Consider the following 21407-nt stretch of genomic DNA (forward strand, 5'->3'; position numbering starts at 1 on the left):
TGCCAGGCTTGTTGCCTTCTATTGCTGTGCCTGCCCGCCGTTATTCCTGCCTCAGCGGAGAGCTCCCCCATGACTGATACCCCCGATCGTGACGAACGCCACCTGGCGCGCATGCAGCGCAAAAAAGCCGTGATCGACGAGCGCATCGCCAATTCCCCGAACGAGTGTGGTCTGTTGCTGGTGCTGACCGGCAACGGTAAGGGCAAGAGCAGTTCGGCCTTCGGCATGCTCGCCCGCGCCATGGGGCACGGCATGCAATGCGGCGTGGTGCAGTTCATCAAGGGCCGTAACAGTACCGGCGAAGAGTTGTTCTTCCGGCGCTTTCCCGAGCAGGTGCGTTTTCATGTGATGGGCGAAGGGTTCACCTGGGAAACCCAGGACCGTCAGCGCGACATCGCTGCCGCCGAAGCGGCGTGGGCGGTGTCCCGGGAACTGCTGCGCGATCCGTCCATCGGCCTGGTGGTGCTGGATGAGCTGAACATCGCCCTCAAGCACGGCTACCTCGATCTCGATCAGGTGCTCAGCGACTTGCAGGCCCGGCCGCCGATGCAACACGTGGTGGTCACCGGGCGTGCTGCCAAGCCGGAAATGATCGAGATGGCCGACACGGTCACCGAAATGGGCATGATCAAGCACGCGTTCCAGGCCGGGATCAAAGCGCAGAAAGGCGTCGAGCTGTGAGCCAGCCTCGTCATTGCCCGGCGGTACTGATTGCCGCGCCGGCCTCCGGCCAGGGCAAGACCACCGTCACCGCGGCGCTGGCCCGATTGCATCGCAATCAGGGGCGCAAGGTCCGCGTGTTCAAGTGTGGCCCTGACTTTCTCGATCCGATGATCCTCGAGCGTGCCAGCGGTGCGCCGGTGTATCAACTGGACATGTGGATGGTCGGTGAGCAGGAGAGTCGCCGGTTGCTGTGGGAAGCCGCCGCTGAAGCCGACCTGATCCTGATCGAAGGCGTCATGGGGCTGTTCGACGGTACGCCGTCGAGCGCCGATCTGGCGCGGCATTTTGGTGTGCCGGTGCTGGGTGTAATCGACGGCACCGCCATGGCCCAGACCTTCGGCGCACTGGCCCTGGGACTGGCGCGTTATCAGCCGGACTTGCCGTTCGCTGGCGTGCTGGCCAATCGCGTCGGCACGCTGCGCCACGCGCAATTGCTCGAAGGCAGCCTGACTGAAGGATTGCGCTGGTACGGCGCGCTGTCCCGGGAAACCGGAATTGAACTGCCGAGCCGACACCTGGGGCTGGTGCAAGCCAGTGAACTGAACGATCTCGACCTGCGCCTCGATGCGGCAGCCGACGCCCTGGCCAGCAGTTGCGAGGTCGCGCTGCCACCGGCAGTCGAGTTCGCCGCACCGGATGCCATTGCTGCCGAGCCGCTACTGGCCGGTGTGCGCATTGCTGTGGCCCGTGATGAGGCCTTTGCATTCACCTACGGTGCGAGCCTGGATTTACTGCGGGCGATGGGCGCTGAACTGTCGTTCTTCTCGCCGATCCGCGACCGCCAATTGCCGGAGGCGGACAGCCTGTATCTGCCGGGCGGTTACCCGGAGCTGCACCATGTCGCGCTGGCGCAAAACACGGCGATGCTCGAGGCGATCCGCGCCCACCACCGCGCGGGCAAACCCTTGCTCGCCGAGTGTGGCGGCATGCTGTATCTGCTCGACTCCCTGACCGATGTCGAGGGCACTCGTGCCGAGCTGGCGGGCTTGCTGGCCGGTGATGCGGTCATGCAAAAGCGTCTGGCGGCGCTGGCGCTGCAAGCGGTGGAACTGCCGGAAGGTTCGCTGCGCGGGCACACCTATCACCATTCGCTGACCAGCACGGAGCTGGTGCCGATTGCTCGAGGCGTGAGCCCTAACGGCGGGCGCGGAGCGGAGGCGGTTTATCGTGTGGGGCGGATGACTGCCTCTTACGTGCACTTTTATTTTCCGTCCAATCCATCGGCGATTGCTGCCTTGTTTGCGCCCGGCCTTGAAACCGCCATCGCTGGCAAGCCAGCTCCCACAGTGGGCGGTGTAATGCCTGTAGAAATGCAATCCCTGGTGGGAGCGGGCTTGCCCGCGAAGAGGCCATGACCGACAACGCATTCACCGAAGCCGAACGCGCAGCGGTCTACCGCGCCATCGGCGAGCGCCGCGACATGCGCCACTTCAGTGGTGGCAGCGTCGAGCCCGAGTTGCTCCAGCGCCTGCTCGAGGCTGCGCACCAGGCACCCAGTGTCGGCCTGATGCAGCCCTGGCGCTTCATCCGCATCAGTGATCGCGCCTTGCGCGGACAAATCCAGGGGCTCGTGGAGGAGGAGCGCATCCGCACCGCCGAAGCCCTCGGCGAGCGCAGCGACGAGTTCATGAAGCTCAAGGTGGAAGGCATCAACGATTGCGCCGAAGTGCTGGTCGCCGCACTGATGGACGACCGCGAGCAACATATCTTCGGCCGCCGCACCTTGCCGGAAATGGACATGGCCTCGCTGTCCTGTGCCATCCAGAACCTGTGGCTCGCGTCCCGCGCCGAAGGGCTGGGGATGGGTTGGGTGTCGCTGTTCGAACCCCAGGCACTGGCGGACCTGCTGAGGTTGCCGCCGGGAGCCAAACCGCTGGCGGTGCTGTGCCTGGGACCGGTGAAGACGTTCTACCCGGCACCGATGCTGGTGCTCGAAGGCTGGGCGCAGGCGCGTCCGCTGCATGAATTGTTGTATGAGAACTATTGGGGAGTGAGTCAATGAGTGTGGCGTTGTTGAGTGTCGCCGCGGTTGCGCTGGATGCGCTGCTGGGCGAACCCAAACGCTGGCATCCGCTGGTGGCGTTCGGCCGTTTTGCCGATCGCATCGAGCAACGTTTCAACGGCGGCGGTCGCGGCTGGCGCAGCCATGGCGTCACCGCGTGGGTGATCGCCGTGCTGCCGCTGGTGCTGTTGGTCACGGCATTCTCCTGGGCGCCTTACGTTGGCTGGATCGTCGAGATTCTCGCGCTCTATTGCGCCCTCGGCATGCGCAGCCTCGGTGAACACGTCACGCCGGTGGCCAAGGCCTTGCGCGGCGATGATCTGGATGAAGCGCGCAAGCGTGTGAGTTATCTGGTCAGCCGTAAAACCAGTGACCTGGATAAAACCGAAGTCGCCCGTGCTGCCACCGAGTCGGTGCTGGAAAACGGTAGCGACGCGGTGTTCGCCGCGTTGTTCTGGTTTGCCGTGGCCGGTGCGCCGGGCGTGGTGCTCTATCGACTGAGCAATACGCTGGATGCGATGTGGGGCTATCGCAATGAGCGTTTCGAACGGTTCGGCTGGGCGGCGGCGAAGATCGACGACGTGCTCAATTACATTCCGGCGCGTCTGGTGGCACTGACTTATGCGCTGCTGGGCAAAACCCGGCTGGCGTTGAAATGCTGGCGCACCCAGGGCCCGACCTGGGACAGCCCGAACGCCGGCCCGGTGATGGCGGCAGGGGCGGGGGCCCTTGGCGTCGAATTGGGCGGGGCGGCGATTTATCACGGCGAACTGCACCAGCGTCCGCAATTGGGCGAAGGTGTGCCTGCGGACGCCGACTCCATCGACCAAGGCTGGCAACTGGTCCAGCGCGGGGTATGGTTATGGCTGCTGATTCTCTGCCTGGGGGCCGAATTTTATGCTTGAGCACGGTGGACGACTACGCAGGGCGGCGCTCGAATACGGCATAGATGAAGCCGACTGGCTGGACCTGTCGACGGGCCTTGCGCCCTGGCCGTTCCCGGTGCCGGATATTCCGCTGCGGGCCTGGGCCCGTTTGCCGGAGGCGGACGATGGTCTGGAACAGGCCGCCTGTGATTACTACGGCACCTTGCAGGCATTGCCGGTGGCCGGTTCGCAAATGGCGATCCAGCTGCTGCCGCGATTGCGTCGGGCGGGCAAGGTGGGTGTGTTGTCGCCGTGCTACGCCGAGCACGCCGAAGCGTGGCGTCGCAACGGCTACATCGTGCGGGAAGTGCTGGAGCAGGAAGTCGACTTCTTCATCGACAGCATCGACGTGCTGGTGGTGGTCAATCCGAATAACCCCACGGGCCTGAGCCTCACCCCCGGTCGGCTGCTCGACTGGCACACGCGACTGGCCCAGCGCGGTGGCTGGCTGGTGGTGGACGAAGCGTTCATGGACAACACGCCGCAACTGAGCCTGGCGCCGTTTGCCCATCAAGTCGGGCTGATCGTCTTGCGCTCCTTCGGCAAGTTCTTCGGCCTGGCCGGTGTGCGCCTGGGGTTTGTGCTGGCCGAGCGCAAGTTGCTCAAGTTGCTGGCAGAACAAGTGGGGCCCTGGGCCGTGAGCGGGGCAACCCGGGTAGTGGGTCAGGCCTGTCTGCGCGATACCGAGGGGCAAACGCGGCAACGGCTGCGCACCGAAGAGGCCAGCGAGCGCCTGGCGTCGTTGCTGCAGCAAAATGGCTTCGAGCCCCTGGGCGGCTGTGCGCTGTTCCAGTGGCTGATCACCGAGCGCGCCGAAGCACTGCATGAGTTCATGGCCCGGCGCGGCATTCTCCTGCGGTTGTTCACGCACAACAGCAGCCTGCGATTCGGCCTGCCCGGTGACGAAGCCGCCTGGGTGCGACTGGCGCAGGCATTCGAAGATTTCGCCAAGGAAAAGCAATGACCACGCTGATGGTGCAGGGCACCACGTCGGATGCCGGTAAAAGCACGCTGGTGACTGCATTGTGCCGTTGGGCCACGCGTCAGGGCGTCAGGGTAGTGCCGTTCAAGCCGCAGAACATGGCACTCAACAGTGCGGTGACTGCCGACGGCGGCGAGATTGGCCGTGCCCAGGCGGTTCAGGCCCAGGCCGCGCACCTCGAACCGCACACCGACATGAATCCGGTATTGCTCAAGCCCAACAGTGACACCGGTGCCCAGGTGATCATCCATGGCCGCGCCGTCACGACCATGAACGCCGTCGCCTATCACGACTACAAAAGCATCGCCATGCAGGCGGTGCTGGCCTCCCACGAGCGCTTGAGCGCGGCCTATCCGCTGGTGATGGTCGAAGGCGCAGGCTCGCCGGCGGAAATCAATTTGCGCGCCGGCGACATCGCCAACATGGGCTTCGCCGAAGCGGTGGATTGTCCGGTGTTGCTGATTGCCGATATCAATCGCGGCGGGGTGTTCGCCCATCTGGTGGGTACCCTCGAACTGCTGTCGCCGAGCGAACAGGCGCGGGTCAAAGGCTTCATCATCAATCGTTTTCGCGGTGACATCGCGTTGCTGCAACCCGGTCTCGACTGGCTTGAAGAACGCACCGGCAAACCGGTGATGGGTGTGCTGCCGTACGTGATGGACCTGCACCTGGAGGCCGAGGACGGCATCGATCAACGCCAGACCGATAAGGCCGAGCAGGTGCTGAAAGTCGTGGTGCCGGTGCTGCCGCGCATCAGCAATCACACCGATTTCGATCCGCTGCGCCTGCATCCGCAGGTGGACCTGCAATTCATCGGGCCCGGCCAGGCGGTTCCGCCCGCCGACCTGATCATTCTTCCTGGTTCGAAAAGTGTCCGCAGCGACCTCGCGTACCTGCGGGCCAACGGCTGGGAAACCGCGATTGCCCGGCATCTGCGTTACGGCGGAAAACTGCTGGGGATCTGTGGCGGCCTGCAGATGCTCGGTGAGCAGGTGCATGACCCGCTGGGACTTGAGGGCGCGCCGGGTTCCAGTGCCGGTTTGGGGCTGCTGGCGTTCCAGACCCGGCTCGAGCAAGAGAAACAGCTGCGCAATGTGCGCGGTCGCCTGGCGCTGGAAGATGCGCCGGTATCGGGTTATGAAATCCATGCTGGCGTGACCACCGGAGCCGCCCTGGAAAATGCCGCTGTGCATCTGGATGACGGCCGCTGCGACGGTGCGCAAAGTGCGGACGGGCAGGTTTTCGGCACCTACCTGCACGGGCTGTTCGAATCGCCGGCGGCGTGCAGCGCGCTGTTGCGCTGGGCCGGTTTGCAGGAGGTGCAGGACGTGGATTATCACGGCTTGCGCGAGCGCGATATCGAGCGGCTGGCGGATCTGGTGGAGAAGCATCTGGATACCGGGCTGTTGCGGAAACTCTGTGGAATCTGAGGTGAGAGCTCTGGCCTCTTCGCGAGCAAGCCCGCTCCCACAGTTGATCGCGTTCCAATGTGGGAGCGGGCTTGCTCGCGAAGACTGAAGTGGCCTCACCGCCCATTTGAAAGGATGTAACCATGCTCCAACTGATCCTCGGCGGCGCCCGCTCCGGCAAGAGTCGCCTGGCTGAAAAACTCGCCATCGACAGTGCCCTGACCGTGACCTACATCGCCACCAGCCAGCCACTGGATGGCGAAATGAGCGAGCGGGTGGCCCATCACCGTGCCCGTCGTCCTGCCGAATGGGCACTGATTGAAGAGCCGCTGGAACTGGCCCGGGTACTGCGTGAAAGCGCCCGTGCCGACCACTGCCTGCTGGTGGATTGCCTGACCCTGTGGCTGACCAACCTGCTGATGCTCGACGATGCCGGGCGCCTGGCTGCCGAGCGTGATGCCCTGCTGGACTGCCTGGCATCGTTGCCGGGTGAAATCATTTTTGTCAGCAACGAGACCGGAATGGGTGTCGTGCCGCTGGGCGAATTGACTCGCCGCTATGTCGATGAAGCCGGTTGGCTGCATCAAGCTCTGGCTGAGCGCTGTCAGCGTGTCGTCCTGACCGTCGCCGGCCTGCCCCTGACTCTGAAAGGAACTGCGTTATGACTCAATCCTGGTGGCTGAACCCGTGCAGGCCGGTCGATACCCAAGCGCTCGAACAGTCCCGGGCGCGGCAACAGCAACTGACCAAGCCGGCCGGTTCCCTCGGTCAGCTGGAATCGGTGGCGGTGCAACTGGCGGGATTGCAGGGGCGGGTCAAGCCGAGTCTGGAACAGGTGTGGATCGCGATATTTGCCGGCGACCATGGCGTCGTCGCCGAGGGCGTGTCGGCCTATCCCCAGGAAGTCACCGGGCAGATGCTGCTCAACTTCGTCAGCGGCGGTGCGGCGATCAGCGTATTGGCGCGGCAACTGGGCGCTTCCCTTGAGGTGGTGGACCTTGGCACGGTGACGCCGTCGCTGAACCTGCCGGGTGTGCGTCATCTGAACGTCGGCCCGGGCACGGCGAATTTCGTACAGGGGCCAGCCATGACCGAAGCCCAGGGACAACTCGCTTTGCAGGCAGGCCGTGACAGCGTGCAGCGGGCGATGGCCAGCGGTGCGCAGTTGTTCATCGGTGGTGAAATGGGCATTGGCAACACCACCGCCGCCAGCGCCCTGGCCTGTGCCTTGCTCGATTGCCCGGTGGGCCATTTGACCGGGCCTGGCACCGGACTCAACGCCGAAGGTGTCAGCCACAAAGCCCGAGTGATCGAGCGCGCCCTGGCATTGCATGGCGCACAGCGTGACGATGCCATGCAGACCCTGTTCAACCTCGGTGGCTTCGAGATTGCCGCGCTGGTCGGTGCCTATCTTGCCTGTGCTCAAGAAGGCGTCGCGGTGCTGGTGGACGGCTTCATCTGCAGTGTCGCTGCGCTGGTCGCGGTGCGCTTGAATCCTGAATGCCGTCAGTGGCTGTTGTTCGGTCATCGCGGTGCCGAGCCGGGGCATCGTCATGTGCTGGAAACCCTGGATGCGCAACCCTTGCTCGATCTTGGTCTGCGGCTCGGCGAAGGCAGTGGCGCGGCATTGGCTGTGCCGCTGCTGCGTCTGGCGTGCGACCTGCACGGGCAAATGGCAACTTTCGCCGAAGCCGCCGTGGCAGATCGTCCGGCATGACCCTGCGCGTGGATCTGTTGCGTCACGGTGAAACCGAATTCGGCGGTGGCCTGCGCGGCAGCATCGATGATGCCTTGACCGACACGGGCTGGGCGCAGATGCGCGCCGCCGTGGTCGGGCAGGGGCCATGGGACCGGTTGGTCAGTTCGCCGTTGCAGCGTTGTGCGCGGTTTGCCGAGGAACTCGGTGCACAACTGGGTGTGCCGGTGCAATTGGATAAAAACCTGCAAGAGCTGCATTTCGGCGCCTGGGAAGGGCAAAGCGCGGCGGCGTTGATGGAAACCGACGCGCAGGCGCTGGGCTTGTTCTGGGCCGATCCTTACTCGTTCACGCCGCCTCAGGGCGAGCCGGTTGCGGACTTTTCGACACGGGTGCTGGCAGCGCTGGAGCGTTTGCACGCGACCTGTGCCGGTGAGCGCATTCTGCTGATCAGCCACGGCGGGGTGATGCGCCTGTTGCTGGCGCACGCTCGGGGGCTGCCGCGAGAGCAACTGCTCAACGTTGAAGTCGGGCATGGTGCACTGTTTTCGCTGACGATGGAGTCCGCTGGTTTATTGAAGGAAGTGCACTGACCATGTTGCCATTCTGGATCGCCCTGCAATTTCTCAGCAGCCTGCCGATTCGCCTGCCCGGCATGCCTGAGCCTGGGGAACTGGGGCGGTCACTGCTGTTTTATCCGCTGGTGGGATTGCTCTTTGGCGTGATTCTGTGGGCAGTGAGCTGGCTGTTGCAGGGCACGCCGGCGTTGCTGCACGCGGCGTTATTGCTGAGTGTTTGGGTACTGCTCAGCGGCGGGTTGCATCTCGATGGCCTGGCGGACAGCGCCGACGCCTGGCTCGGCGGTTTTGGCGACCGTGAGCGTACGCTGACCATTATGAAAGACCCGCGCAGCGGGCCGATCGCCGTGGTGACGCTGGTGCTGGTGTTGTTGCTCAAGTTCACTGCGCTGCTGGCGTTGATCGGGCAACCGGATTCGTTGGCATTGATCATCGTGCCGTTGATCGGTCGCAGCGCGTTGCTCGGATTGTTCCTGACCACACCCTATGTGCGTGCCGGTGGCCTGGGGCAGGCATTGGCCGATCATCTTCCGCGTTCGGCGGGCCGGCAGGTGTTGGCGGTCAGTGCACTGGCTTGTGTTTTGATTGCCGGTTTGAGTGGTGTGCTGGCGGTGGTGTTGGCGGTTCTCGGGTTTGTCTGGTTGCGGCAGGTGATGCTGCGGCGCCTGGGTGGCACGACGGGGGACACGGCGGGCGCAATGCTGGAGTTGCTGGAAGTTGCAGTGCTGGTAGGCTTGGCGCTGTTCTGATGAGGTTGTATTGAATGTTCTGGCCCCTTCGCGGGCAAGCCCGCTCCCACAGGGTTTCTGTTTTGTTGATAAAACAGTGAGCACACCGAAAATCTCTGTGGGAGCGGGCTTGCTCGCGAAAGCGATCTTCGTGACACCGCCATCACTGAACAAAACCCATGTAACTTGATTTAACACGCTCGCGGGTATATACACGCACCATGCTCGATTCCCAATGTTTATGCATCAACCTGCGTCGCGCCGCCCGTGGCGTCAGCAGGCATTACGACGGCGCTCTCGACGGCTTCGGGATCAACGTTGCGCAGTATTCTTTGCTGTGCAATCTGCAGCGTCTGGATCAGCCGAGCATTTCAACCCTGGCCGAGGCCATGGGCCTGGATCGCAGCACCTTGGGGCGCAATTTGCGGGTGCTGGAGGGTGACGGCCTGGTGACGCTGGTCGAGGGCGAGGACATGCGCAACCGCATTGTCCTGCTGACCGAGGCCGGGGCAGAGCGCCTCAAGGCTGCCTTGCCGGCCTGGGAAGCCGCACAGCAGCGCTTGATCGATCGCCTGGGGGCCGAGAAGCGCGAAACCTTACTGAAGCTGCTGGACGAACTGGCGTGATGCCGGTTTTTCCGAGCATAAGCGGGTATATACCCGCTACCGGAGAACAACAATGACATCGATGTGGCGTACGTGCGGTTGGGTTCTGTTGGGGAGTGCGCTGATCCTTGCGTTGTCTCTGGGGGTTCGACATGGCTTCGGGCTGTTTCTGGCGCCGATGAGTGCCGAGTTCGGCTGGGGTCGTGAAGTCTTTGCCTTCGCCATCGCCTTGCAGAACCTGATCTGGGGCCTCGCCCAGCCATTCACCGGCGCGCTGGCCGATCGCTTCGGCGCGGCGAAAGTGGTGCTGATCGGTGGCGTCCTGTACGCAGCGGGGCTGATTTGCATGGGGCTCTCCGACTCGGCAGTGACTCTGTCCCTGAGCGCCGGCCTGTTGATCGGCATCGGGCTGTCCGGCACGTCGTTCTCGGTGATTCTGGGGGTGGTCGGCCGCGCAGTACCGCCGGAAAAGCGCAGCATGGGCATGGGGATCGCCAGTGCTGCCGGCTCGTTCGGCCAGTTCGCGATGTTGCCTGGCACGCTCGGTTTGATCGGATGGCTTGGCTGGTCTGCGGCGTTGCTCGCGCTGGGCTTGCTGGTGGCGCTGATCGTACCGCTGGTGAGCATGCTCAAGGACAAACCGTTGCCCGTCCTGGGTCACGAACAAACCCTTGGCGAAGCACTGCGCGAAGCCTGCTCGCATTCCGGATTCTGGTTGCTGGCGTTCGGCTTTTTTGTCTGCGGATTCCAGGTGGTGTTCATCGGTGTGCACTTGCCGGCCTACCTGGTGGACCAGCATCTACCGGCTACGGTCGGCACCACGGTGCTGGCGCTGATCGGCCTGTTCAACATTTTCGGCACCTATACCGCCGGGTGGCTCGGCGGGCGCATGTCCAAGCCGCGTTTGCTCACCGGTTTGTATTTGCTGCGGGCGGTGGTCATTGCGTTGTTCCTGTGGGCGCCGGTGACCACCACCACGGCCTACCTGTTCGGCATGGCCATGGGTTTCCTGTGGCTGTCGACGGTACCGTTGACCAACGGTACGGTGGCGACCTTGTTCGGCGTGCGAAACCTGTCCATGCTCGGTGGGATTGTTTTCCTGTTTCACCAGCTCGGTTCATTCCTGGGCGGCTGGCTGGGCGGGGTGGTGTATGACCGAACCGGGAGTTATGACTTGATCTGGCAAGTGGCAATTCTCTTGAGCCTGTTGGCCGCCGCCCTCAACTGGCCGGTGCGTGAGCGGCCGGTGGCACGCCTGCAAACTCAAATGAGTGCGACATGAACAGCCTTTGGCCACGCATCGCTCTAGCCGCCGTCTGCGCCTTGTTGCTGGCGTTGTCGTGGTGGGGCTGGCATCAGGGCGGGCTGGCGCTGATGCAGTTGGGCATGGGTGCTTGCTAGTGAGCGGCGAGGGCGAGTAACGTCGCTTTTGACGAATTATCAAGGATGCTCGAGATGCTCAAGCGCTGGTGTGCTGTTCCCGCGTTGCTGATGACGTTGTCCGGGCTGGCTTGGGCCGCTGACTGCCCGGAGGTGCTGCAGGGCTCGCTGCCGAAGTTGCGGGCCAAGGAGTCCATCGACCTGTGCCAGCGTTACGCCGACAAACCGCTGGTAGTGGTCAACACCGCCAGTTTCTGCGGCTTCGCACCGCAGTTCGAGGGCCTTGAGGCACTCAATCAGCACTACAAGGGGCAAGGGCTGGAAATACTCGGTGTGCCGTCAAACGACTTCAAGCAGGAGTCCAAGGATAGCGCCGAGACGGCGAAAGTCTGCTATGCCAACTACGGCGTGACTTTTACCATGACTGAACCGCAAAAGGTTCGTGGCGACGATGCGACGCACTTGTTCAAAGTCCTCGCCCGTCAAACCAGTGCGCCGAAGTGGAATTTCTACAAGTATGTGGTGGATCGCCAGGGCAAGGTGATCGCCAGTTTCTCCAGCCTGACCAAGCCGGATGATCCCGAGTTCATCGCCGCGGTAGAAAAAGCCCTGGCTTCGCCACCGCTTGCTTCTGCCCCCTGACGTTCGGCCTCGTTGTTTGGTGGTGCACACGTTCCCTTGTAGGAGCTGCCGAAGGCTGCGATCTTTTGATCTTGCTTTTGCGATCTGGAGATTGCTGAAGATCAAGATCAAGGTCAAAAGATCGTCCGAACGCGGCCCGAGCCTTCGGCAGCTCCTACACGAAATCTGTATTCCGCGGGATTCCGTGAAGAACCAAAAAAGCCCCGCCTCTGTGAAGAGAGCGGGGCTTTTTTGAATCCGGTGGCGAGCGGTTCAGGCTCGCCGGGAATCATCAGAAGCGGTAGGTTGCACCGAGACCGAAACCGTTCGCGTAGTTTTCATACTTGGCGTTGTAGGTCTGGCCACGGTCGTTGCTGTTGTTGACCTTGACCGACTCTTCGCGCAGGTACGAATACGCCAGGTCGATGGTCAGGTCGTCGGTCGGACTCCAGCCGGCGCCCACGCTGAAAATCTTGCGATCGCCCGTCGGGATGCGCGGAGAGCGGTCGACGTTGTTGGTCGGTGCCTGGTCAACAGACAGGCCGGTACGCAGTACCCATTGCTTGTTCAGCTGGTAGGACGCGCCGATGGCGTGAGCCCAGGTGTCGTGCCAGTTCTGTTCTTCGGTGATGGTACCGAACTGGCCATTCAGAACGGCTGGAACACCTGAGTTTTCAACGGTGATTTCTTTCAGGCGGCTCCAGCGGGTCCAGGTGCTGCCTGCGTACAGAGTCCACTTGTCGTCAAGCTGGTGAGTGACCGAGAAGTCCACCGATTCAGGTGTGGTCAGGTCTAGCGAAGCGTCGTATTTCTGGTTCGGATTCTGGCCGATCAAGCCCAGCACGTTGTAGTTGACCTTGGTGTTGCCTTCGAGCTTGTACTTCACTTTCGAGTGGTAGGTCAGGCCGACGCGGGTGCTGTCGGTGGCTTGAACCAGCACGCCGATGTTGTAGCCCAGTGCAGTGTCGTCACCTTCGATCTTGACCTTGCCGTCTGGCGCGGCCTGGGTGATCGACAGGTTCGATTCCAGGGTGCCGTCAATGCGGTTGATGGTCGGGCCAAAACCGATGGACACCTTGTCGTTGAAGGCGTAGCTGACAGTCGGTTGCAGAGTGACGATTTTAACTTCGCTCTTGCTGCCGAAGTAACGACCGGCAAAGCCGTTTTCGTAGTCGGTTACCAGACCGAACGGTGCGTACACGCCGATACCGAATGCCCAGTGGTCGTCGATTGGTTTGACGTAGTAACCCATCGGCACGCCCATGAAAGGGACCATGTCACCTTTGTTGGTACCGCCGTTCGGACGGGAGCTGGCGTCACTGATGTCAGTGTGCGCGTCGATGAATGCAACACCGCCGGTCACTTGTTCGCGCTTGATGCGGGACATGCCGGCAGGGTTGCCAGCAATGGTGGATGCGTCGTCGGCAGCAGAAGATCGCCCGGCAAAACCTGTACCCATCCCGCTGATGCTTTGTTCGTTGAGGGCAAAGCCACTTGCGAAAATCTGGGTGGATGCCATGGCAACGGCGAGACTAAGGGTGGTTTTGAGCATTACTTTTTTCATTATTAGAACTCCTGGTGATCACCGGGGCGAAAATTACCAACATTTTCGTCCCGGCGCCATAGGCTGTATGCCTTGATTTAGAGCGGTTTTGTAGGACAATCAGACCAAAATCACCACCTGTTGCGCGATGTTTGGATCCAGAAGAGTCAGCAGGCTACCTGATTCAGAGGTGAAACACAGGTTTGCCAGGCGCTGGTGAAATCACGCAGACGCCCTTGGGGATGAAATGTCTGGCGCCAGATCCTGGCCATGCCCAACAAATCATCAGGGGAGGGGAGGGGGGTATTCTGTTCCTCCACCAGCAGCCAGGCGATGGCTGTGGCGTAACGCAGGTTGACGGTCAACTCGAGGTGCGGGCCGCTTAGAAACGCATGCTGGCTGGCCAGGCCGCGGACCAGGCTTGCACGCTCCGGATCAAGGGCCAGGTAATGGTCCCAAAGTGCCTGGTGGCGGGGCTCGGCGATGCGGTACAGGCCGTGCCCGCGGCGGTCATGCAGGGCGGAACCAAGGGCTGACTGGCTGGCGGCAATGCCCAGCAGCAGGGATTCGGCAGTAGCGCTATGGCGTCCGAGGTAGATCAACGTCGGACGAATCACATAGCGGCACAGTTCGCTGGCAGCGATACCCATAAAACCCTCGAAACCTGAATTGGACGGCGATACCTGAAGGGGGCTTGGCAGCTGTGAATCGGCTCAGGCTCGCCGCAAGCGGGTCAAGCCGCTTGAGTTGAAGTGTAGTGTCATATTCGCGCTGTAAAGGACTGTTTTTAAAATATTTCCAGCGACCAGTTATAACCCTTATATCGGATCGTGCTTAGTCGTGGCTCGAGGGTGGGGAAACATCGGGCAATGAAAAAGGTTCTTCACGGAATCCCGGGGGGAACACAGATAACCAAATATCTGTAGGAGCTGCCGAAGGCTGCGATCTTTTGCTTTTGCTTTTGCTTTTGCTTTTGCTTTTGCTTTTGCTTTTGCGATCTGCAGATTACTGAAGATCAAGATCAAAAGATCGCAGCCTACGGCAGCTCCTACAGGGGAACATGTGCACCACAAAAACGAGGCCGAGCGTTAGCTCGCCTCGCGGTGCTTTTGCGGTGCACGCCCCCTCGAGAGGCCGATCGCGGCGGGCTGTATAGGAGCGAGCTTGCTCCGGGCAACCAATAAAAAAGCCCTGCTTTTCGGGCAGGGCTTTCGGTTTTTTCAGCCTTTCTGGCGTTTCAGGCAACCAGGGCCTGACGGGTACGCTCGATCACGGCCTGCAGCGGTTCGGCGCTGGAGTATTGATCGGGGTACAGGCGCTCGCTGTGACGAGCGATGCCGTGTTCGTTGACCAGGGTGAAGCTGAAGCAGCCTTTGCGAGCGGCCATGATCAGGCAGTTCATTGGTGCAAAAGCGTTGGTTAGGGTGCGAATGGCATCCTGAGTGTGGATTTGAGTAGACATTATTGGGTGTTCCTACAAATGACACGGATAAGAACCGTGCAACGTTAAAACGTTCCAGTAACGTCGATCACCATTGATCGAACGAAGAACCCGACTGGAACAAAGCAGCCAGTTTGAAGCGCTGATAAGTTGGCGCGCTTGGGCTGGCAGGTAGGTACTTAGGAGGGCAGGCAACACATCAAGGGCAAAGGTTCTGGGCCCGGGGTGAAGATCCTGATCAATTTGCAGGTTGGTTCGAGCAGAGTAGGCAGGCGGACCAACACCCTTTGCTTTCGATTCAAAGGTCGTGTCGGCGCAAGATTTACCTGGAAACCATCGAGGTGGTCGATCCCGCTTGTTCGGTGGAGGCTTCCGTCGGGAAGGCTGACCGGGGGGATTTGTTCGACCAGAATTGACTTTCAGCTTGGTACTAACGCCGCGGATACTAACGGATTGAACTTGATAAGGGAAGTGTGTTAGCAAAAAAGGATTCCCCGAAGGGGCTCGGTCGGGCTGTTTTACCTTGCAGACCAGCGTATGAAGCGGCGCTGCCTCCGATGGATAGGCCCTGTAGCACAACAAAATCCGACCATCGGTCATCGACGTTGATAGCAACGCAGCCGTCTAAAAAACGGGTTTGCCAGGGCTTATCCCCAGGCATGACCAAAAAACGCGCCGAAAAAGTGCGTTGATATAACCGTCGCAAAGGCACTTGTGCACATTAGTTGCAGAGTCTGTCACCCCGCTGTCATCTCACGTTCAAGCGCAATGGCTGCCTGTAACCAAAATTTAAGTCAATGAAAAACATCGCTTTTTTTTACTGGTGAAAAAATCGTCAGTTTGACTGCGAACCCCATTCCACAGGGCTTTGAGCGGGTTCAAGGGCGGTTGTCCACTGAGTTATCCACAGCTTCTGTGGATTGTCCCGAGCGCTTGCTCTAGGACGGGCGTGCCGGGACATTTTCAGCTTTACCTGTAAGAAAAAGAGAGTAAAGTTGCGCGCCTTCCGATCTGCCCCACAGTGCTTTATGAAGTTTCGCTCAGCCCCTGTTTCCTCTACCTCCACACCACCCTCTGTTGCCCCTACCAAGCGCTTTTCCATGCGCGTGGCAGAGTGGCTGTTGGACAGTCCGCATCTGGGTGAAAACCCCAACGTCAAACACATCGCCGGACGTCTGCTCAAGCAACCGGCCCGTGAGGGCGTGGTGGCTGCGCAAAGTCGCCTTGGCCAGTTGATGTGCCGCGAATGCGGGAATGCCCGGGACCGCCGTATCGGTCAGGACCTGTTGCGTCAGGCCGCCCGCGCAGGCGATCGCCGCGCTCAACAGGAACTGGGGCTGATCGAAGACTGAGCTGTCCAAGACCGGACGCCTTGGTTAACCTTCAGGCTTTACCCGAATGGCAGGAGTGGCTATGGCAATGGACTTGACCAGCGTATTGCTGGGTCTGGCAGCGGCAGGGTTGCCGTTGCTGGTATTGGCCTGGCAACTTCAGCGTCGGGCCAGCACCACGCAAGCAGACGTTGCACTGCTGCAGGAGCGCCTGGCCATGGCGCAACTGGCACAGGACGGCTTGAATGCACAACTGGAGTCCAGCCGCGATGAAATCGCTGATCTGACCCAGGCCAACTCCGCCAAGCAGGCTGATCTGGCTGCATTGCGTCGTGAAGTCGAACTGTTGCAGATCGAGCGCGACGACGCCCGGGATGCGGCCCATGCGTGGAATATCGAGCGCGCCGGCAAAGACGCCGAACTGCGCCGTCTGGATGCCCAGGCTGCGTCGCTCAATGCCGAATTGCGCGAGCAACAAGACAGCCATCAGCAGCGCCTTGAAGACCTGCAAGGTTCGCGGGACGAATTGCGCGCGCAGTTTGCCGAGCTGGCGGGGAAGATTTTCGATGAGCGCGAGCAGCGTTTTGCCGAAACCAGCCAGCAGCGCCTGGGGCAGTTGCTCGATCCGCTCAAGGAGCGCATCCAGTCCTTCGAAAAGCGTGTCGAGGAAAGCTATCAGAACGAGGCCCGTGAGCGTTTCTCCCTGGCCAAGGAACTGGAGCGCCTGCAACAGCTGAATTTGCGCTTGAGCGACGAAGCCACCAACCTGACCCGCGCCTTGAAAGGGCAGAAGACCCAAGGCAATTGGGGCGAACTGATCCTTGAACGTGTGCTCGAGCATGCAGGGCTGGAGAAGGGCCGCGAGTACCAGACCCAGGTCAATCTCAAGGGACCGGACGGCGAGCGCTTCCAGCCGGACGTGATCATTTACCTGCCGGGCGACAAGCAGGTGGTGGTCGACTCCAAGGTCAGCCTGACGGCCTATCAGCAATACGTGGCGGCTGAAGACGAGGCTATCGGCCAGATCGCCATCAAGCAGCACGTGCTTTCATTGCGCAATCACGTCAAAGGCCTGGCCGGCAAGGATTACAAGCGCCTCGATGGCTTGCACAGCCTGGATTTCGTGTTGCTCTTCGTGCCGATCGAGGCGGCGTTTTCTGCCGCGTTGCAGGCTGAGCCGACGCTGTTTCAGGAGGCATTCGACCGCAACATCGTGATCGTCAGCCCCACCACGTTATTGGCGACCCTGCGTGTCATCGACAGTCTGTGGAAACAGGAGCGCCAGAGCCAGAACGCCCGGGAAATCGCCGAGCGGGCCGGGTGGCTGTACGACAAGTTCGTGCTGTTCATTCAGGATCTGGACGAAGTCGGCAATCGCCTGCAGCAACTGGACAAAGCTTACAGTTCGGCACGCAACAAGCTGACAGAGGGGCGTGGCAACCTGGTCAGTCGCAGTGAGCAACTCAAGCTGCTGGGCGCACGGGCGAGCAAGAGCCTGCCGGCGGATTTGCTGGAGCGGGCGATGACCGATATCGATGGGTTGGTCGAGTTGCCGGAGTAGTCCCGGGCGACCGCGGATCCTGTGGCGAGGGGGCTTGCCCCCGTTGGGCTGCGTAGCGGCCCCAAACCATTCAATCAGTCTCTTCAGGAAAAACGCGTTGCCGGACTGACGACTGCTGCGCAGCCGAACGGGGGCAAGCCCCCTCGCCACAGGGTTCTGAGTCAGCCCGGGTTACAACGGCAAATACCGACTCAACAACGCCCGCAACGCCGCCGGTTTCACCGGTTTGGCCAGGTAATCCAGCCCTGCTGCATGCACCTTGTCGACCGTCTCCGGTCGGCCATCGGCACTGATCACCACGCCAGGAACCGGCTCGCCCATTTGCGTGCGCAACCAGGCCATCAGGTCGGTTCCGGTTTCGCCATGATCGAGGTGGTAATCCACCAGCGCCAATTGCGGGCGCATGCCTTCGCCCAGCAGCGTTGCGCACTCCTCGCGATTGCGTGCGGTCCAGACCTGGCAACCCCAGCGGCTGAGCAAACTGTTCATGCCGATCAGGATGCTGTCCTCGTTATCGATGCACAGCACCTGCGCGCCATTGAGCAATTTGCCATTGAGCTCGGCGACTTTGACCGGCGCTGCGGTTTGCGCCCTGGCCAGCGGTACGCTGACGCTGAACACGCTGCCACGTCCCGGCCAGGAGCGCACGCGCAAGGTATGGCCGAGCACGCGGCATAGCCCGTCGGCAATGGCCAGCCCCAGGCCGAGGCCTTTTTCCGCCCGCGTCTGATGGCTGTCGAGGCGCTTGAATTCTTCGAAAATCACCTGTTGTTTATCTTCCGGAATACCCGGCCCACGGTCCCAGACTTCCAGGCTCAATGCTTCCTTGTGCCGACGAACGCCCAGTAGTACCGGCCCTTTGCCGTAGCGAAACGCATTGGTCAGGAAGTTCTGCAAAATTCGCCGCAGCAGCTTGATGTCGCTGTCGACCCGCAGCGCGCTGCCGCGAACGCGGAACTCCAGGCCTTGTTCCTGCGCCAGCACCTTGAACTCTGTACCGAGGGTGTCGAACAGTTCATTGAGCGCGAACGGCTGGCGATTCGGGTTGATCTTGCCGTTCTCCAGGCGGGAGATGTCCAGCAGGTCGCTGATCAGGTCCTCGGCCGAGCGCAGCGAGCTGTCCAGGTGCCCGACCAGTTTCTGCGCTTCGCCGGAGAGTCCATCTTCCTGATGGGAGAGGGCGGCGGAGAACAGGCGCGCCGCATTCAACGGTTGCATCAGGTCATGGCTGACAGCCGCGAGGAAACGGGTCTTGGACTGGTTGGCCGCCTCGGCGATGCCCTTGGCTTCGGTCAGGGCGACGTTGAGCTGCGACAGTTCGTGGGTCCGCTCGGTGACCCGTTGCTCCAGGCCTTCGTTGGCTTCGGTCAGCGCCTGCTCGGCTTCACGGAACGCGGTGATGTCGGTGAAACTCATGACGAAGCCGCCACCCGGCATCGGGTTGCCGATCAGCTCGATGACCCGGCCGTTGGGGAACAGGCGCTCGGAGGTATGCGCGCGGCCCTGGCGCATCCAGTGCAGGCGACGCGCGACGTGAACTTCGGCTTCGCCGGGGCCGCACAGGCCGCGCTCGGCATTGTGGCGAATGATGTCGGCGATCGGCCGACCGACACTGATCAAGCCGTCCGGGTAGTTGAACAATTCCAGGTAGCGACGGTTCCAGGCCACCAGTTTCAGCGATTGGTCGACCACGCTGATGCCCTGGGTGATGTTCTCGATGGCGCCTTGCAGCAAGGCGCGGTTGAATTGCAGCACCTCCGAGGCTTCGTCGGCGATGCGCACGACGTCCTCCAGTTGCATCTCCCGGCCTTCGATGGCGGCTTTTACCACCGCGCGGGTCGAAGAGGCGCCGAGCACACCCGCCAGCAAGCGTTCGGTGTGGGCGATCCATTCACCGTCGGCGTTCTGGTTCGGGTTGAAGCCTTTGCCCTGGCGATAGGCAAAGCGGATGAAGCTCTGACGGGCACGCTCTTCGCCGACGAATCGCGCCGCCAGTTGCAGCAGGTCGTCGATCTGCACCGCCAGCATCGAGCGTGCGCTGGGGCGGGCACTGATTTCCTGGCCGATGAAACGGCCCGCCTGCCAGTGCTCGGAAACCCGGGTGCGCGACAGCACCGAGACCCAGGCGAAGAGCGTGAAGTTGCCCGCCAGCGATACCACCACGCCCTGGGTCAGCGGGGTGATCGGAAGGTTCAGTGGATTGCTGTGCAACCACGCCAGCCCTGGGAATGTGCTCAAGGAAACGCCGAGGCTGAGGGCGGCGATTGGCAGGATCAGGGTGTAGAACCACAGGAAGGTGCCTGCGGCGAGGCCGGCGAAAACACCGCGGCGGTTGGCCTGTTTCCAGTACAGCGCACCGAGCATGGCGGGGGCCAGTTGGGTCACGGCGGCGAAGGCGATCTGGCCGATGGTCGCCAGGCTGGCGGTCGAGCCCAGCAGGCGGTAACTGACATAGGCCAGCAGCAGAATGACCACAATGCTGACGCGGCGCACCGACAACATCCACTGGCGGAACACTTCGAACGGGCGCTCGGCATTGTTGCGACGCAGCAGCCAGGGCAGCAGCATGTCGTTGGACACCATGGTCGACAGTGCCACGCTGGCCACGATCACCATGCCGGTGGCCGCCGAAGCGCCACCGATAAACGCCAGCAGGGCCAGCGCCGGATGCGCCTGCGCCAGGGGCAGGCTGATGACGAACGAGTCCGGCAATACCGAGCTGGGCAGCAGCATCTGGCCGGCCAGGGCGATCGGCACGACAAACAAGGCAGCCAGGGCGAGGTAGGCCGGGAATACCCACTTGGCCAGGCGCAGATCCTGGGGATCGATGTTCTCGACAACGGTCACGTGGAACTGCCGCGGCAAGCAAATGATCGCCATCATCGCCACACCGGTCTGCACCACCATCGACGGCCAGTTGATGGTTTCCTTCCAGTACTGTTCGAGGCGCGGCGCCAGCATGGCCTGGTCGAACAGGTCGTCGAAACCGTCGTACAGGCCGTAGGTCACGAACGCGCCGACGGCGAGAAACGCGAACAGCTTGACCAGTGATTCGAAGGCAATGGCCAGCACCATGCCGCGGTGGTGCTCCGTGGCGTCGAGGTTGCGGGTACCGAAGACGATGGTGAACAGCGCCAGCACCAGCGACACGATCAACGCGGTGTCCTGGGCCCGGGTGCCCATGGCGTCGGCGCCAGCACCGATCAGCAGGTTCACGCCGAGCACAATGCCCTTGAGCTGCAGCGCGATGTAGGGCAACACGCCGACCAGGCAAATCAGCGCCACCACCACCGCCAGCGACTGGGATTTACCATAGCGCGCGGCGATGAAGTCGGCGATCGAGGTGATGTTCTCCTGTTTGCTGATCATCACCATTTTCTGCAGGACCCACGGCGCACCGACCAGCAACAGGATCGGCCCGAGGTAGATCGGCAGAAACGACCAGAGCTGTTCGGCGGCCTGGCCCACGGCGCCAAAGAACGTCCAGCTGGTGCAATAGACCGCCAGCGACAGGCTGTACACCCAGGCGCGCACACGCGGCGGCAAAGGCGCGCTGCGACGGTCGCCATAGAAGGCGATGGCGAACATGATGGCCATATAGGCCAGGGCGACGGCGGCAATCAGCCCGGTGGACAACGACATGGGGACTCCAGACAAAAGACTTCCGGACCTCCCGCCCGGACAGACAGTCTCGCACGACCGCCAGCGTTAGTCAGTGTCGACCAAGGTCGTGGCGTGGCGGGGTGTCGCAGGGGATTTTGCAGTGTCTGGGTGGGCCTCTTCGCGAGCAAGCCCGCTTGTGTCTAGATCCAGGAATAGACTTCGAGGTGAGAGGGGTGGATGGCAAGCTGTGAGTCCGCGGTGCTAAAAGCACGTGTGGG

The 21407-nt window shown here is 61.8% G+C and carries 20 protein-coding genes; 16 read left to right on the forward strand and 4 right to left on the reverse strand.

From position 1 onward, the window contains the following. Positions 1–69 precede the first annotated feature (69 nt). The 14 genes from cobO (at position 70) to ACEN83_RS07820 (ending at position 11671) form a co-directional block, all read left to right on the forward strand. The gene (gene cobO / locus ACEN83_RS07755; protein WP_007984541.1) at positions 70–681 is read left to right on the forward strand and encodes a cob(I)yrinic acid a,c-diamide adenosyltransferase; all 612 of its coding nucleotides are present in this window, start codon (positions 70–72) and stop codon (positions 679–681) included. After that, a complete protein-coding gene (locus ACEN83_RS07760) occupies positions 678–2078 on the forward strand; it encodes a cobyrinic acid a,c-diamide synthase CobB (protein ID WP_495579921.1) in 1401 nt (466 codons plus the stop codon). Before cobO ends, ACEN83_RS07760 begins: the two co-directional genes overlap by 4 nt. Continuing rightward, positions 2075–2725 (forward strand): 5,6-dimethylbenzimidazole synthase, encoded by a 651-nt coding sequence (gene bluB / locus ACEN83_RS07765; RefSeq protein WP_495579922.1) that lies wholly within the window; start codon positions 2075–2077, stop codon positions 2723–2725. Before ACEN83_RS07760 ends, bluB begins: the two co-directional genes overlap by 4 nt. Then, positions 2722–3630, forward strand: coding sequence for an adenosylcobinamide-phosphate synthase CbiB (gene cbiB, locus ACEN83_RS07770; protein ID WP_007977557.1), 909 nt, complete (start codon positions 2722–2724; stop codon positions 3628–3630). Before bluB ends, cbiB begins: the two co-directional genes overlap by 4 nt. Next, positions 3623–4615: a threonine-phosphate decarboxylase CobD gene (gene cobD, locus ACEN83_RS07775; RefSeq protein ID WP_495579923.1), complete on the forward strand. Its 993-nt coding sequence runs from the start codon at positions 3623–3625 to the stop codon at positions 4613–4615. The genes cbiB and cobD overlap by 8 nt, the downstream gene beginning before the upstream one ends. Continuing rightward, positions 4612–6063, forward strand: a complete 1452-nt coding sequence (locus ACEN83_RS07780; RefSeq protein WP_495579924.1) for a cobyric acid synthase — start codon at positions 4612–4614, stop codon at positions 6061–6063. The genes cobD and ACEN83_RS07780 overlap by 4 nt, the downstream gene beginning before the upstream one ends. Before the next feature lie 122 nt (positions 6064–6185). Continuing rightward, positions 6186–6707, forward strand: a complete 522-nt coding sequence (cobU, locus tag ACEN83_RS07785; protein ID WP_218475245.1) for a bifunctional adenosylcobinamide kinase/adenosylcobinamide-phosphate guanylyltransferase — start codon at positions 6186–6188, stop codon at positions 6705–6707. After that, the gene (gene cobT / locus ACEN83_RS07790; protein WP_495579925.1) at positions 6704–7759 is read left to right on the forward strand and encodes a nicotinate-nucleotide--dimethylbenzimidazole phosphoribosyltransferase; all 1056 of its coding nucleotides are present in this window, start codon (positions 6704–6706) and stop codon (positions 7757–7759) included. Before cobU ends, cobT begins: the two co-directional genes overlap by 4 nt. Then, positions 7756–8331: an alpha-ribazole phosphatase family protein gene (cobC, locus tag ACEN83_RS07795; protein WP_495579926.1), complete on the forward strand. Its 576-nt coding sequence runs from the start codon at positions 7756–7758 to the stop codon at positions 8329–8331. Before cobT ends, cobC begins: the two co-directional genes overlap by 4 nt. Before the next feature lie 2 nt (positions 8332–8333). Then, positions 8334–9065: an adenosylcobinamide-GDP ribazoletransferase gene (locus ACEN83_RS07800; RefSeq protein WP_495579927.1), complete on the forward strand. Its 732-nt coding sequence runs from the start codon at positions 8334–8336 to the stop codon at positions 9063–9065. 200 nt (positions 9066–9265) lie between these two features. Beyond that, a complete protein-coding gene (locus ACEN83_RS07805; RefSeq protein ID WP_046037619.1) occupies positions 9266–9670 on the forward strand; it encodes a MarR family winged helix-turn-helix transcriptional regulator in 405 nt (134 codons plus the stop codon). Positions 9671–9722: 52 nt separating this feature from the next. Beyond that, entirely contained in the window at positions 9723–10931 is a 1209-nt protein-coding gene (locus ACEN83_RS07810; protein ID WP_015096156.1) for an MFS transporter, read from the forward strand. After that, entirely contained in the window at positions 10928–11050 is a 123-nt protein-coding gene (locus ACEN83_RS07815; protein ID WP_495579928.1) for a hypothetical protein, read from the forward strand. The genes ACEN83_RS07810 and ACEN83_RS07815 overlap by 4 nt, the downstream gene beginning before the upstream one ends. Positions 11051–11104: 54 nt before the next feature. Beyond that, a complete protein-coding gene (locus ACEN83_RS07820; protein ID WP_116582338.1) occupies positions 11105–11671 on the forward strand; it encodes a glutathione peroxidase in 567 nt (188 codons plus the stop codon). Positions 11672–11942: 271 nt separating this feature from the next. Here the strand turns inward: ACEN83_RS07820 and ACEN83_RS07825 are convergent, their stop codons facing one another. The 3 genes from ACEN83_RS07825 to ACEN83_RS07835 form a co-directional block, all read right to left on the reverse strand. Beyond that, positions 11943–13214: an OmpP1/FadL family transporter gene (locus ACEN83_RS07825; protein ID WP_495579929.1), complete on the reverse strand. Its 1272-nt coding sequence runs from the start codon at positions 13212–13214 to the stop codon at positions 11943–11945. A 146-nt stretch (positions 13215–13360) separates the two neighbouring features. Then, the gene (locus tag ACEN83_RS07830) at positions 13361–13843 is read right to left on the reverse strand and encodes a hypothetical protein (protein WP_007977587.1); all 483 of its coding nucleotides are present in this window, start codon (positions 13841–13843) and stop codon (positions 13361–13363) included. A 587-nt stretch (positions 13844–14430) separates the two neighbouring features. Further along, positions 14431–14655: a hypothetical protein gene (locus ACEN83_RS07835; protein ID WP_007898912.1), complete on the reverse strand. Its 225-nt coding sequence runs from the start codon at positions 14653–14655 to the stop codon at positions 14431–14433. Positions 14656–15662: 1007 nt separating this feature from the next. Here ACEN83_RS07835 and ACEN83_RS07840 point away from each other — a divergent pair. Both ACEN83_RS07840 and ACEN83_RS07845 read left to right on the forward strand, forming a co-directional pair. Further along, positions 15663–15986 carry an SEL1-like repeat protein gene (locus tag ACEN83_RS07840; RefSeq protein ID WP_015096151.1) on the forward strand — a complete coding sequence of 108 codons (324 nt, stop codon included), beginning with the start codon at positions 15663–15665 and terminating at the stop codon, positions 15984–15986. A gap of 175 nt (positions 15987–16161) precedes the next feature. Next, positions 16162–17526 (forward strand): DNA recombination protein RmuC, encoded by a 1365-nt coding sequence (locus ACEN83_RS07845; RefSeq protein ID WP_165824811.1) that lies wholly within the window; start codon positions 16162–16164, stop codon positions 17524–17526. Between the two features lie 171 nt (positions 17527–17697). Here the strand turns inward: ACEN83_RS07845 and ACEN83_RS07850 are convergent, their stop codons facing one another. Continuing rightward, positions 17698–21168 (reverse strand): hybrid sensor histidine kinase/response regulator, encoded by a 3471-nt coding sequence (locus tag ACEN83_RS07850; protein ID WP_495579930.1) that lies wholly within the window; start codon positions 21166–21168, stop codon positions 17698–17700. Positions 21169–21407: the final 239 nt, after the last annotated feature.

This window comes from Pseudomonas sp. Pseusp49, assembly GCF_059491875.1.